Genomic DNA, 14178 nt, shown 5'->3' on the forward strand with positions numbered 1-14178 from the left:
CCTGTTACAGATCGAGACGTTTGTCGGCGGCAGCGGCGGCGGCGATGGCCCATTTCTCCGATGTGGTGGTGATGAAAGTGTCTAATACTGTTCTTAAACATATGCAGGCGACACGTAACACCTTGGCGCGGAATAGGATGCTTGCCAGGCTCGCGAAGGCGGCTGAACAAGGCATGCTGTTTGTGACGCACGACCATGCCGAGCTCATGTGGCTGCGGCGTCATGTGGGAACCGATGATATTGCGGAGCCCGAGCCGTATTTGTTCTGCTTGCAACATGATTGGGTTGTACTGACGCCGGCGGAGCGAGCACTGCGGACCATCAAAGGGCTTGCAGAATTTCATCCCGATTGGGCGTTTTGGGGTTATGACGCGGCACTTTTGTGGGGTCTGGAGGTGACGAATGATCTGCTTGGACCGCGATTTCTTGTTAAGACAGGTTGCTCGGTGCCGCTGAGTGCGGGATGCCGGCTGTTGCGTCCGCAGGCGGCGGGTGCGCTTGAACAAGTCGACGGCGTGCGGGTGACGCCGTTTTGGCGCACGGTAGAGGATTGTCTGCTGCGTGCGCCGTTTTCGTATGGTCTGGCGATCGCCGATTCTGCGCTGCGGGCGAAGGGCATATCGCGCGACGACCTCTGCGAACGGCTCCAGGCCGATTGCGAGGGCAGACGCGGGTATCGCAGAGCTCAGGTGATTGCGTCGCATGCGGACGGGCTGTCCGAAAACGGTGGCGAGTCTCGTATTCGGGCGTTCTTTATTGCATACGGTTTTCCGGTGCCAGAGTTGCAAGTGGAGTTTCGTGACCCGCTTGATCCGAGCCAAGTGTTTCGCGTCGACTATTTGTGGAGGCTCGAGGACGGAACGTGCGTGATTGGCGAGTTGGACGGAAAAGGGAAGTATACCTTACAGAACGACGAGGGTCGGGAGTGGGTCGACCCGTTCGTGGCAGAACGTCAGCGGGAGTCCCATCTGACAATGCTCGGGCACAAGGTGCTTCGGTTTACGTTTGATGAGCTCAAGAATCCGGGGAAGCTGGTTGAGAAGATGAGACTGGCGGGTATTCCGCGACGGGCCGATTTGGCTGAGGAATGGAGACGCCAGTGGTATGGGCGCTGAGGGGTGCAACTGACGCGGATGTGGTTGTTCCTGCCGAGTTTGTCTTGATCTGTAACAACAAGGGGCCGTTCGGCCTCGCAACTGTTACAGATCGAGACAGAAGGTTGGCTGCCGCTAAAATATCTCGATCTGTAACATCTAACGGCCGAAAACCGCTCTAACTGTTACAGATTGAGACAAAGGTTGGACGCGGCGCCGAAAGATCTCGATCTGTAACATTTGGAAGGTTAAAGACGGTCCACCTGTTACAGATCTAGACATTTCCCGGATGTCGCTGGAATGGGGCTGCAACGCGTTCCATTCTCCGCATCTCCTCCTTTCTCCGTTAACCGATATGTCCGCAGCAACCCTGCCGAACTGGGTAATAATGGACAAATGTTCAAGTTAATCGTGAGGGAGGAGCTCGATATGGCGACTGCCGATCGTCCCACGTTGTTTATCAATGCGACCGTTCTGGATGGTTCGGAGCATATGGAGCCGCAGCTCGATATGGCCGTGGCCGTCGAGCGTGGCATCATTACCTGGATGGGACCGAGCGCTGTGGCCCAAGCTCCAGCGGGGGCCGAGGTCATTGACCTGGCCGGCGCGTATCTCATGCCGGGTCTCATCAATATGCACGTGCATCTGTGCGGCTCGGGCAAGCCAGTTTCGGCGGGCGATGCGGGTGCGCTGATGAAGAAGCTCGACAATCCCGTGGGCCGCGCCATCGTTCGCCACATCCTCAAAGGCAGTGCCCAGCAGCAGCTGGCAAGCGGCGTGACCACGGTGCGCGGCGCGGGCGACCCGTTGTTTGCCGACATTGCCGTGCGTGACGCTATCGATGCCGGCAAGTATCAGGGCCCGCGTCTGGTGGCGCCGGGAACGGGCGTCACGGTGCCGGGTGGCCATGGTGCAGGCTTGTTCGCTCAGGTGGCTAATAGTCCCGCCGAGGCGGCCGAGCAGGTACGTGATCTGTATGCGCGCGGTGCCGACGTCATCAAGCTGTTCGTAACGGGCGGCGTGTTCGACGCGACCGAGGTGGGCGAGCCGGGCGTGCTGCGTATGCCGGTAGAGGTTGCCGCGGCGGCGTGCAAGGCGGCGCACGAGGTGGGCCTGCCGGTTATGGCTCATGTCGAGAGCACCGAGGGCGTACGCGCCGCGCTTCAGGCCGGCGTCGACACAATCGAGCACGGCGCTCCGATGACCCCCGAGATCCTGGAGCTGTACCGCGGCGCCGCGGGAGCACAGCTCGAGGGACGCGCGCCGAGCGTGACCTGCACGATTAGTCCGGCGCTGCCGTTTGTACTGCTCGACCCGGAGAAGACCCATTCGACCGACACACAAAAGAAGAACGGCGACATCGTGTGTTCGGGCATTATCGAGAGTGCTCGTGCGGCGCTGGAGGCTGGCGTTAAGGTGGGCCTGGGCACGGACTCGAGCTGTCCGTTTGTGACGCAGTACGACATGTGGCGTGAAGTCGCTTACTTTGCCAAGTACGTGGGCGTGAGCAACGCCTTTGCGCTGCATACGGCGACGCAGGTCAATGCCGAGCTGCTGGGCCTAGGCGGCGAGACCGGCACGGTCGAGTGCGGCAAGGCCGCCGATATCCTGGTGACGCACGAGAACCCGCTCGATGACCTGTGTGCTCTGCGTGAGCCAATGCACGTGATGTGCCGCGGCAACCTGGTGCGCAAACTCAAGGTGAAGCGTATTCCCGAGGTGGACGCCGAGCTCGACGCGATTATGGCCATGCCTGCCGAAGCGCTGGCCGAGGAGCTCGCCCGCGACGGCGTGGCATAGGTGTGACAAAGGGGCGGCCCCTATGCCGCGTTCAAAAAAACCGAGGTCTCCACACGGGGCCTCGGTTTTTATTCTTCCTATGGTGTAGCTGCTAGGAGCGTGTCTCCATCTTGGCGTGGCACTTGGGGCAGGTGACGCGGATCTTGCCCTTGCCCTTGGGGACGGACAGCATCTGGCCGCAGTTGGGGCACTTGAGGTAGGCCGTGGTCTTGCGACCCTTCCACATCTTCTTTGCCGTGCGCTTGGCACGCTCAAAGTCTTCCTTGCTCGTTCCAACTGCGCGCGAGGTGCTGGCCGCTGCAGTTCCACCGCCCAGGCTGGCGACGAACTTGCCCAGGCAGGGGACGTTGGCAGTCGCGGCAACGAAGGCATCATTTTCCTTGCGGCGGGCGTCGATGTTTTTGGACAGGCCGCGCAGCACGCCGAGCACGATCACGGCGATGGCGATCCAGCCGAGCCACTGGATACGGGCCATCGACCCGATCATCGCGATGATAATGCCTGCGAAGCCCAACACGACGGTGAGTTCATCGGCGCCGTTGCGACCCTTCATAAAGTCATTCATGCGAATTGCCTTTCGTTCGATATACTGCACGCCTTTATACCCGATTTAGAGCAAGGGGGACAGGTTAATCTGCACCAGTGTGGTGCAAGCATACCTGTCCCCAGAACACCAAGACGGTGCAAAGAAGATTGTTCCCAATGCCCCAATTACTTGGAGAGCTTGTCGACGACGCGTTCAATCTCGGCAAGCTTGGCGGCCTTGAGCTCCTCGTCGCCCGATTCGATTGCCGAAGTCACGCAGCCTTCGATATGCGCCTTGAGCACGTCGGCGTTGATGCGCGCGAGGAGCGCCTGTGTGGCCATGAGCTGCGTAGAAATATCGACGCAGTAGCGGTCCTCATCGACCATCCGCAGGATGCCGTCGATCTGACCGCGTGCCGTCTTGAGCATGCGGGTCACCGATTTATGGTCTGCCATCATGGCGGGTTCTCGTTTCTGGTCGGGGGGGGTACGTGCGGGTCGTTACGCGGCGGTTACGGACAGGGCATGGAATTTCTCACCGGTGTCTTCGACGGCGGCAGCGAGCTGCTCAGCGGTCACGGTGTCGGCGCACTCCACCTGTACGGTCTGAGTCTCGTGATCGGCATCGGCGTCGGTCACGCCGGCAACGTTGAGTAGTGCCGTCTCGACAGTAGCGTCGCAGTGGCCGCACATGAGGCCGGAAGTCTTAATTGTGTAACGCATGGGTATTCCTCTCTGTTGTGTCGGCTTTCCCAGGCACCCGACCTTGACCTTCAAGCCGTCGCTCGCGTACCAAAGTACGCGTCGCTCCTCTTTCAGGTCAATCTCGGGCACTTGGAAAACCCGTTCTAAATGGACTTAATGGTGAGCCTATTTTGCCACTTTAGGCTTAAAGGATTTCAGGCGCAGCGCATTGCTTACGACGCACACGCTCGACAGGCTCATGGCCGCGGCGCCAAACATCGGCGAGAGCTGCCATCCGGTGAGCGGGAAGAACACGCCCGCGGCGAGCGGAATGCCGATGCCGTTGTAGAACAGTGCCCAGAACAGGTCCTGCTTGATGTTGCGGATCGTGGCGCGCGAAAGCTCGATGGCGCGGGCGACGTCCATGAGGTCGCCGCGCATGAGCACCACGTCGGCGCCCTCCTTGGCGATGTCGGCGCCGGTGCCAATGGCAAGGCCCACGTCGGCGCGCGCCAGGGCGGGGGAGTCATTGATGCCGTCGCCCACCATGGCGACCTTGCCGCCCGCATCCTGCAGTTCGCGCACGTGGCGTTCCTTGTCGGCGGGGAGGACGTCGGCGATAACCTGTTCGCTGGTGAGTCCCACGCGGCGGGCGATGGCCTCGGCCGTCACGCGGTTGTCGCCGGTGAGCATGCGCACGTCGACGCCGAGCTTGCGGAGCGCGGCGATGGCCTCGGCGCTCGTTTCTTTGACCTCGTCAGCCACGGCGATGGTGCCGGCAAGCTCGCCGTTCTTGGCAAAGAACAGCGGCGTCTTGCCCTCGGCAGCGAACTGCTCGGCAAGACCGGCGGGCACCTCCGCGCCCAGCTCGTTCATCAGGCGCACGTTGCCGGCCGCGATGACATTCTGCCCCTCGCGTGCCGTAACGCCTCGCCCGGGCACGGCGGCAAAGTCCTCGACCATGCGCGCGACGATTCCGCGCGACTCGCACTCGGCCATAATCGCCTCGGCCAGCGGGTGCTCGCTCGAGCGCTCCAACGCGGCGGCCAGCTTGAGCAGCGCTTTTTCGCTCATGGCGGGCGAGCCGTCGGCGCGTGCGGCAACCACAATGTCGGTCACGGCCGGCTTGCCGCGGGTGACGGTGCCGGTCTTATCGAGCACCACGGTGCCCACGCTGCGCAGGTTCTCCAGCGCCTCGGCGCTCTTAAACAGAATGCCCATCTCGGCGCCCTTGCCGGTGCCCACCATAATTGCGACGGGCGTGGCCAGACCCAGTGCGCACGGACAGCTGATCACCAGCACGGCCACGGCGGAGGTGAGCGCCTCGTTGATGCTGCCGGTCAGTGCCATCCACACCACAAAGGTCACGGCCGAGATCACAAACACCACGGGCACAAACACGCCGGCGACCTTATCGGCCATGCGGGAGATGGGCGCCTTGGTGGCGTTGGCGTCCTCGACGAGCTGGATGATTTTGGCAAGCGACGTGTCGGCGCCCACGCGTGTGGCACGGAAGGTAAACGAACCGGTGCGGTTGACGGTGGCGGCGTTGACGGTGTCGCCGGCGGTCTTTCCCACGGGGATGGACTCGCCGGTGAGCGCACTCTCGTCCACGGCCGACGCGCCCTCGAGTACCACGCCGTCGACAGGGATAGACTCGCCGGGGCGCACGCGCAGGACCTGGCCGGGAAGGATGCTGTCGACGTCCACCGTGGTCTCGCTGCCGTCCTCCGCCACGACGGTCGCGGTCTTGGGCGCCAGGTCGATCAGCGCCTCGATGGCGCCGCCGGTCTTGGATTTGCTGCGCGTCTCGAGGTATTTACCCACGGTGACGAGCGACAGGATCGTGCCGGCGCTCTCAAAATACAGATTGTCCATGCCCGTCATCATGGCCTCGTGGACCTGACCCGCGGCTAACTGGTCGGCCATGATGAACATGGCATAGAGCGACCAGGCGACGGAAGCGGTGGCGCCGACGGCGATGAGCGCGTCCATGGTGGGCGCGCCGTGAACGAGCGATTTAAACCCGTTGATAAAGTACGCGTCGTTGACATAGACGATGGGGATGAGCAGGACAAGCTCGGTGAGGGCGAGCGTCATGCTGTGGATGTGGTCCGTGAAGATGCCGGGCAGTGGCCAACCGAGCATGTGCCCCATGCCTATGTAGAACAGCGGGATGAGGAAGGCGATCGAGACGATGAGGCGGGCGCGCATGGCAGAGGCGGCGGCCTCCAATTTTTTGGTGGGCGACTCCATGTGGGCGGCGCCGGACCTGACCTGCGTGTTGCCGCTTGAGCCGGCGGCACCGGTGCCCGCATCGACGGGTGAGGCCGAGTAGCCCGCACGGTCGACGGCGGTGCAGATATCGTCGGAGGTGACCTGCGCGGGGTCATAGTCGACCATCATGGAACCAGCGAGTAGGTTGACCGCGACGCTTTGGACGCCGTCGAGTTTGCTTACGGCGCGGTCCACGTGCGCCTGGCAGGCGGCGCATGTCATGCCGCCCACGTCGAACTTATCTTGAGCCATGGCTTCTCCTTTCCGTGGTTCGGTGTTGGAATTGTTAACTTGCCGATACTATACACCCATACCCCCTGGGGGTGTCCAGTATAGAAAGAAATGTATGACATTTCGTTACAGATGAGGGTGGCTGCTCAATCGTTGGCAGCTCATGTCAAACATCTCGATCTGTAACATCTAGCGGGGAAAATGACCTCTAACTGTTACAGATCGAGATTATGTTTTGCGATGTTTGAGTTCGTCTCAATCTGTAACGTGTAGACCCGGTTTTGTCTCGTAACTGTTACAGATTGAGACAATCGGCCCAGACCCGCCTCGTCATCTGTGGTTTACGTGGGGGCATGCGAAGCACGGGTATACTAACCGGCGGCGAATCTGCTCCATCGCTTAGAGCTGCTGCGTCTGGACGGCGCGTGATAGGGCTGCCAAAGCGATCGCCAGCGTGCTGAGCAACGTCCTCTCTGTGCGCACCCGTTTTTGTATGTATTAGCGCACTACCAAGCACGCCCCGCGCGGCCGCATGCCGTGCCCATAACGCGTGCAGATAAGGAACAACAACATATGCGTAATTCTGTATCCGACGTCACCGACGCCGAGATTCTGGACGAGACCCGCGAGGCCATGACCCAGGCTGCCTTCGATGCGGCTGACGAGGCCAGCGCCGCCGAGACCGTCGAGTCCGCTACCGAGAGCCTGCCCGCCTTTGACGAGCTGGGGCTTTCGGACGAGATGCTTCGTGCTATCGAGAACCTGGGCTACACGGCGCCCACGCCCGTTCAGGCCGGCTCCATCCCCGTGGTGCTCGAGGGCCGCGACTTGCTTGCCGCCGCTCAGACCGGCACCGGCAAGACGGCCGCCTTCTTGCTGCCGACCATGAACAATCTGGAGCACATCGCTCCGCCCAAGCCTGTGCGCGAGCGCGGCGGCCGCAACCGCCGTCGCGGTGCTAAAAAGCCTGAGGGTAACGGCCGTGGCCCTGTGATGCTCGTCATCACCCCCACGCGCGAGCTTGCCCAGCAGATCGACGAGGTCGCCGGCAAGATTGCCGACGTCACGGGCCATGTCGCCGTGACCGTCGTGGGCGGCGTGAGCTACAAGCCACAGACCGCTGCCCTCAAGTACGGCTGCGACATCCTGGTCGCAACGCCGGGCCGTCTGGTCGACCTGATCGAGCAGGGAGCCTGCCACCTGAACGAGGTCAAGGTGCTGGTGCTCGACGAGGCCGACCGCATGCTCGACATGGGCTTTTTGCCCGCCGTCCGCCGCATTGTGCGCGAGACGCCGGCCGAGCGCCAGACGCTGCTGTTCTCGGCGACGCTCGACGAGGAGGCCGTGGGCGAGATCACCGACCTGGTGAGCGACCCGGCACGCGTGGAGATTGCGCCTGCCACGTCGACCGCCGACACCGTCGACCAGTTTGTGTTCCCGGTGTCCATCGAGGCCAAGAACAACCTGCTGCCCGAGTTCCTCAAGAAGGAGGGCCCGGAGCGCACCATCGTCTTTATGCGCACCAAGCACCGCGCCGACAGCTGCTGCCGTCGTCTGGAGCGTAAAGGCATCAAGGCTGCCGCGATTCACGGCAACCGTAGCCAGGCCCAGCGCGAGCGCGCGCTTTCGGCTTTCCGCGACGGCACCGTCGACGTGCTGGTGGCAACCGATGTTCTCGCCCGCGGCATCGACATTAGCGACGTGCGCTACGTCGTGAACTTTGACGTGCCGGCCGAGCCGACCGACTACATCCACCGTATTGGCCGTACGGGCCGCGCCGGCGAGCTGGGCTGGGCCATCACGTTTGTGACCGAGCAGGACGTGGACGAGTTCTACGAGATCGAGAAGCTCATGGACAAGACCGCCGACATCTACGAAGCCGGCGAACTGCATGTGGGTCCCAACCCGCCCGCCGTCGATCCCGGGCGCGATCCTGCCGCCTTTAAGGTGAAGAAGAAGACCAAGCGCGGCAAGTCCAAGAGCAAGAAGAAGCTTGAGCAGGCGCGTCGCGACGGCAAGCGCAACGGCGACGATTACGGCGATGTGGCCGGTCGTTCCAACCGCGGTCGCGACGAGCGTCGTGGCGACGGCGAGCGCCCGAGTCGTCCCAAGCGCGGCGGCAAGACCCGCGTGCGCGAGGGTGTTCAGGCTCGCGTGGACGAGGCTGTGGAGAGCGTGGCCCGCGAGGTGGCTGCCGAGGAGCGCGGCGGTGCTGCTGTCGTCGAGCAGGCCCCGCGCGGCAACCGTGCCGAGCGCCGTGCCAAACAGTTCCAGGGCGAGGCTCATCGCCGTCGCCGCGAGGACGAGGACCGTGGTGGTCGTCGTCGTGTTGAGCGCGAAGACGAGGGCCGTGGTTCGCGCGGCGGCAAGCGCGGCTCGGGCGACCGTCGTCGTTCCGGTCGTGATGACGAGCGCAGTGGCCGAGACGAGCGTCGCGGCGGCGAGGGCGCTCGTGGTAACGGCGGCCGCGGCGGTGCTGGTCGTTCTAACGAGTCGCGCGATCGTCGTGACCCGCGTGCCAGCCGCGATCGTCGCGATGACTGGCGCAACTACGACGATACCCGCGAAGAGCGTCGCGGCGGCTACCGTGGTGGTCGCGGCGGCAACCAGGCCGGTTCCCGTGGCGGTCGTGCCGGCGGTCGCGATAACCGTGGCAGCTATGGCAATAGTCGTGGTGGCAAGCGCGGTAGCAGCTCCCGTCGCCCCGGTGACGGCGGCGGCAAGCGCAAATAACGCACGCATCGCCCGCTAGAGCGAGGTGAACCAAGGGCCCCGAGCAACTACGCTCGGGGCCCTTTTTGTTTGCCGTATCCGATCGCTAGTTCAAATGTGATTTCCTCGGGAATGCATCTAGAGGATGCCGTGGGCCTGTTTCCTACCATGCGGCAATGGGTCCCATGGGGTGCGCCGTGCATTTTTTGGAGTATTCTGCAGTTCGAGTTGTCTGCATATGATTTGACGTCGCCAACGGTGGCCTTCGGATATCCCTAGCGAGCGTTCTGAGTCAGATTTCGTCGTTTTCCGGAGCAGGGGCGCGTCATTCTCGCCATGTCGGGACTTAAAAGGATGCGGCGCCCTACAGTTTTGCCCATCCGCGGCGGTGCTGGCGCGGTCACGTTGCAGAATACTCCGTTTTTTGCACGGGCCAGGATGGGGTACCTCAGGAGAACGCGGCGGTATCCCGTAAATATATACAATCTGTACCGTAATTTATACAAAACGAAGAGGCAGACAGCGTAGGGTGGGTGCATTGGGGTGCCTGGCGCACCGAAACGGGGAGCTCTCCCCATGCGCCGTATACTCTGTCTGAATGTGAAAACGGCTTGACGCGTTGCCAGGCGTAGGGAGAGGGTGCCTCGATGAGCGTATTCGAAATTGTGTTTAGTCCGACGGGTGGAACGCGGAAGGTGTCTGGCCTTGTGGCCGGGGCGCTGGACAATAATACCGTTACCGTCGATCTGACCGATAGCGGGCTAGATCTCAGCGCTGTCTCGATGACTGAGGACGACGTGGCCGTAATCTCTGTGCCGGCGTATGCCGGTAGAATTCCGGCTGTGGTGGCTGACCGGTTGGGCATGGTGCGCGGCAACGGGGCTCGGGCTGTTTTGGTTTGTGTATACGGAAACCGCGCGTTTGAGGACACGCTCGTAGAGCTGGAGGACGTTGCGAAGCATGCGGGATTCCGGGTAATCGCGGCAGTTGCAGCCATTGCAGAACATTCCATTGCGCGACAGTTTGCTGCCGGTCGTCCGGATGTGCAGGATGCGGCGCAGCTCGCAGAGTTTGCGCAGCAAATTCAGCAAAAGCTGTTGGCTGAGGATACATCCGAGCCCTCTATTCCCGGCAATCGTCCTTACAAACAAGCCAGAGGTCACCGCATGGCACCTGAGGCAACAGAGGATTGCGTCTCCTGCGGTGCATGCGCCGCGGCGTGCCCCGTTTGTGCTATCGACAAGGGTGACCCCAAACGAGCAGCTGGCGAGGCGTGCATCTCCTGCATGCGCTGCATTGCCGTATGCCCGCGAGGCGCTCGTAAGCTTGATCCCAACAAGCTATCCGCTGTTTCCCAGATGCTGAGCAAGGTTTGCGTCGTGCGGAAGGAATGCGAGCTCTTTGTCTAGCGCATACGAAATTGGTGCAATGGGGCCAGGTTAATCTGCACCAACCTGGTGCAAACAAACCTGTCCCCAATGCACCAGAGTGAGGAGTGTCCCCGAGTGCCGGCAGAAAAGGAACGTCCCCAAGTGCTGCCTAAATACCGTTTATCGAAGAAAAAATACCGCTCACCGGTCATAATGACTATTCTGGCTTTGGGCTTGTCTAAAATAACTCCCGTAAAAAGAAATGCGGAAGGTTACCGAGTCCCTCGGACGTGGGCCTAACCAAAGTCTTTGAACGAGTGTGTCTCTATGGATGCATTCGCTTGATTTTGGTTGGGCTATATTTATGAAGGGACATGCCACCATGGGTTTCTTTTCTCGCCTGATGGGCGGTTCGGATGAGCAGAAGACTGCAGCTTCCGAGTTCGAAATCCTCGCTCCCGTTTCCGGCGAGCTTGTTCATCTAGAAAATACCAATGACCCCGCTTTTAGCAGCCGTGCCGTGGGCGATGGCGTTGCCGTGGTTCCCCAAGAGGGAACGGTGTGCGCTCCTGTTTCCGGCACCGTCGCGGCGTTGTTTCCGACTGAGCACGCGCTGGGCATCATGTCCGACGACAGCTCTGCTCAGGTGATGCTGCATATCGGAATCGACACTGTTAAACTTGAGGGCAAGGGCTTCCATGCGCTTGTTGCCCAGGGTGACCATGTCGACGCGGGCCAGCCCCTCGTCGAGGTCGATTTCGACGCGGTCCGCGCCGCCGGCTTCGATCCCACGGTCTTCGTTATCGTGTGCGAGCGTTCGGAGAACTCGACTCTTCGTGAGCACGCTTCCGGCCCTGTTGCTGTTAAAGAGCCTGTCGTCTGGCTTTCCGAGTAAATTCTTGTGGTGGGTACCGTGGTTATCAAGCGAGTTTTCAACAACAACGTCGCAATGGTCACTTCGGACGATGGCTCCGAGCTCATTGTCATCGGTCGAGGCCTCTGCTTTGGCCGTCATGCCGGCGACGCTATCGATGAAGCATCGGTCGAAAAGACCTATGCGCTGCAGGAGGGCACTTCTCAGGATTCGCGTACGATTGACCGCTTGGCACATCTTTTGGAGTCCATCCCCACCGTCAACCTCGTGATTGCCGAGGACATTGTTCAGATGCTCCGTCGAGAGCTCAATGTTGATATCAACGACAAGATTCTCATTGCTCTCGCAGACCATATCAGTCTTGCTTTGGAGCGCGAGCGTAAGGGCGTCCCCTGCGAGAATCCGTTGCTGCTCGAGATCCAGCAGTTCTATCGCAAGGAGTATGCGCTTGCGGGCCGTGCGCTGCAGATTATCAAGGAGTATATGGGCATCCAGATGAGCGAAGAAGAGCAGGGTTTTATTACGCTGCATATCGTCAACGCCACCATGCCGCAGCGCTCTGACCGTCTGATTGTTTCGGTCCAGCTTGTTCGCGACGTGCTCGCGATTGTTTCCGAGCACTATGCCACGACCCTTGACGTCACCTCGTTGCCGTACGAGCGTTTCGTTCGCCATCTGCAGTTTTTTGCGCAGCGGGCGCTCGATCCCGCGGCGGGGCAGGTCAATGGCGACGCGCTGTTCCGTATCGATGAAACGGCGTATCCGAGGGCGTTCTCGTGTGCGGAGTCAATTGCCGACCACTTAGCGTCTACCTATAACGTTGTCGTTACCGATGCCGAGAAGAGTTATCTCGCATATCACATTGTTAACCTGCTTGGAGAACCTGGTCTCTAGGCATAACGTGCCCACACATCGATTGATATAAGGCAAGGCTCACGGTCTTGTCCAGGGCACATCTGTCTTAATTTGCGGAAAAGGAAGGGGAGTACCGCTATGACCGCAAAAAAGAAGTTCAATTTCAAAGCGCCGTTGGAGGTGTTCGCGAAGTCAATCGTTCAGCCGATGATGTATCTCTCGGTTGCCGGCATTCTGCTCATCGTGGGCATTATTCTGACCAACAAGACCATCTGCGCCGTGATCCCTGTGCTGGGCTCCGGTCCGTTCCAGCTTGTGGGCGCCGTTGTCTATCAGTCGCTGATGTTTATCATCAACAACCTCTCGATTCTGTTCTGCGTGGGCATCGCCGGCGCCATGGCAAAGAAGAACAAGGGCCATGCTTCGCTGATCGCCCTGATGTCGTTCTTCCTGTTCCTGCAGGCTAACAACATCGTGCTCAACGCCACCGGCTCTCTTGCCGAAGCGAGCGGCATGCTCGGCCTTACCGGAACCGGCCAGAGCACCGTTATGGGCATTCAGGTGCTCGATACCGGCGTGTTTGGCGGCATCATTCTTGGTTGCATCACCGGTGCCGTGTTCAACAAGTACTCGAACAAGCAGTTCCCCATTGCCCTTTCGATGTTCTCGGGCGTTCGTTTTCCGTTCCTGATCATGATCATCATTTCCTGGATCATGGGTGCTGGCTTCTGCATCGTTTGGCCTCCGGTTCAGGGTGCCATCTCCTCCGTTGCCGGCATCATTAAGGAGTCGGGCAACATCGGTCTGTTTATCTACGGCATGCTCAACAAGCTGCTCGTTCCTACCGGTCTGCATCACCTCATCTACACCCCGTTCCAGTTCTCCGATGTGGGCGGCACCCTGACGCTGGGCGATCAGGTTATCGCCGGCGCCTATCCCATCCGTGTCGCCGAGATGGCAATGACGGGCCAGCCCTTCTCCGATAGCACCTACTTCAACAGCTACACCTTCAACAACCTGTGGCCCTACATCGGTATCGGTCTCGCCTTTATCTTCACCGCTTACAAGGGGAACAAGGATAAGACCAAGGCCGTTATCATCCCGCTGATCATCACCGCCGTGCTCTCCTGTGTCACCGAGCCCATTGACTTCCTCTTTGTCTTTGCCGCTCCCGTGCTCTTTGTCGTTCACTCGGTTCTTTCCGGTATCTTCCTGGTCCTGCTCAAGGTCCTCTCCGTGCCCGCTTCGACTGCAGGCGGCATCATCAACATCGTGGTCTCCAACCTGGTCCTCGGTGTCGATAAGACCAACTGGCCGGTTATGCTGGTGCTTGGAGTCGTCAACGCCGCTCTGTACTTCTTCCTCTTCACCTTCCTTATTAAGAAGCTCAACCTCCACACGCCTGGTCGCGAGGAAGAGTCCGAGCTCGCCGAGTCCGTTGCCGAGGGCGAGGCCGCCGCGTCTGTCGCGGTGAAGCAGGGCGCTGTTGCCGCGGCTCCCGCAGAGGGCGTCGATGCAGGCATCGCCGACCTGGTCGCAGGTCTTGGTGGCAAGGACAACATCGAGGAGCTCGAGAACTGCTTTACGCGTCTCCGCGTGAACGTTAAGAACCCGGACCTCATCAATGAGGACCTCATCAACCACGTGCCCAACAGCGGCATCAACCGCAACGGCAATAATATCCAGATCATCTTTGGCATGAAGGTCGCCGAGATGCGTGACAAGGTCGAAAACGCAATTGAGAAGGAGCAGTAAA

General features: G+C 60.7%; 11 protein-coding genes. 7 read left to right on the forward strand and 4 right to left on the reverse strand.

The features are described 5' to 3' along the window. The first annotated feature begins 20 nt into the window (after window positions 1–20). On the forward strand, window positions 21–1115 hold the full coding sequence (locus DXC99_RS05670) for a hypothetical protein (protein WP_117629567.1): 1095 nt from the start codon (window positions 21–23) through the stop codon (window positions 1113–1115). A gap of 408 nt (window positions 1116–1523) precedes the next feature. Then, complete coding sequence (locus tag DXC99_RS05675) at window positions 1524–2894, forward strand: amidohydrolase family protein (protein ID WP_233505678.1); 1371 nt, start codon at window positions 1524–1526, stop codon at window positions 2892–2894. Window positions 2895–2985: 91 nt separating this feature from the next. Here DXC99_RS05675 and DXC99_RS05680 read toward each other — a convergent pair whose 3' ends face one another. The 4 genes from DXC99_RS05680 to DXC99_RS05695 all read right to left on the reverse strand — a co-directional run bounded on the left by DXC99_RS05680 (window position 2986) and on the right by DXC99_RS05695 (window position 6632). Beyond that, on the reverse strand, window positions 2986–3459 hold the full coding sequence (locus DXC99_RS05680; RefSeq protein WP_117629569.1) for a hypothetical protein: 474 nt from the start codon (window positions 3457–3459) through the stop codon (window positions 2986–2988). A 146-nt stretch (window positions 3460–3605) separates the two neighbouring features. Then, complete coding sequence (locus DXC99_RS05685; RefSeq protein ID WP_117629570.1) at window positions 3606–3878, reverse strand: metal-sensing transcriptional repressor; 273 nt, start codon at window positions 3876–3878, stop codon at window positions 3606–3608. A 42-nt stretch (window positions 3879–3920) separates the two neighbouring features. Continuing rightward, window positions 3921–4142 (reverse strand): heavy-metal-associated domain-containing protein, encoded by a 222-nt coding sequence (locus tag DXC99_RS05690; RefSeq protein ID WP_117629571.1) that lies wholly within the window; start codon window positions 4140–4142, stop codon window positions 3921–3923. A 147-nt stretch (window positions 4143–4289) separates the two neighbouring features. Further along, on the reverse strand, window positions 4290–6632 hold the full coding sequence (locus tag DXC99_RS05695) for a cation-translocating P-type ATPase (protein ID WP_117629572.1): 2343 nt from the start codon (window positions 6630–6632) through the stop codon (window positions 4290–4292). Window positions 6633–7184: 552 nt separating this feature from the next. On the opposite strand from DXC99_RS05695, the gene DXC99_RS05700 reads away from it, so the two are divergent. From DXC99_RS05700 to DXC99_RS05720, 5 genes are all read left to right on the forward strand, one after another. Further along, the gene (locus DXC99_RS05700) at window positions 7185–9344 is read left to right on the forward strand and encodes a DEAD/DEAH box helicase (protein ID WP_199408874.1); all 2160 of its coding nucleotides are present in this window, start codon (window positions 7185–7187) and stop codon (window positions 9342–9344) included. A 626-nt stretch (window positions 9345–9970) separates the two neighbouring features. Continuing rightward, the gene (locus tag DXC99_RS05705; RefSeq protein WP_117583954.1) at window positions 9971–10732 is read left to right on the forward strand and encodes an EFR1 family ferrodoxin; all 762 of its coding nucleotides are present in this window, start codon (window positions 9971–9973) and stop codon (window positions 10730–10732) included. Between the two features lie 343 nt (window positions 10733–11075). Continuing rightward, window positions 11076–11588: a PTS glucose transporter subunit IIA gene (locus tag DXC99_RS05710; RefSeq protein WP_158549076.1), complete on the forward strand. Its 513-nt coding sequence runs from the start codon at window positions 11076–11078 to the stop codon at window positions 11586–11588. Between the two features lie 18 nt (window positions 11589–11606). Beyond that, window positions 11607–12461 (forward strand): PRD domain-containing protein, encoded by an 855-nt coding sequence (locus tag DXC99_RS05715; RefSeq protein WP_117629598.1) that lies wholly within the window; start codon window positions 11607–11609, stop codon window positions 12459–12461. A 99-nt stretch (window positions 12462–12560) separates the two neighbouring features. Beyond that, entirely contained in the window at window positions 12561–14177 is a 1617-nt protein-coding gene (locus DXC99_RS05720; protein ID WP_117629574.1) for a PTS transporter subunit EIIC, read from the forward strand. Window position 14178 lies beyond the last annotated feature (1 nt).

The organism is Collinsella sp. TF10-11AT, assembly GCF_003437565.1.
Taxonomy (GTDB): domain Bacteria; phylum Actinomycetota; class Coriobacteriia; order Coriobacteriales; family Coriobacteriaceae; genus Collinsella.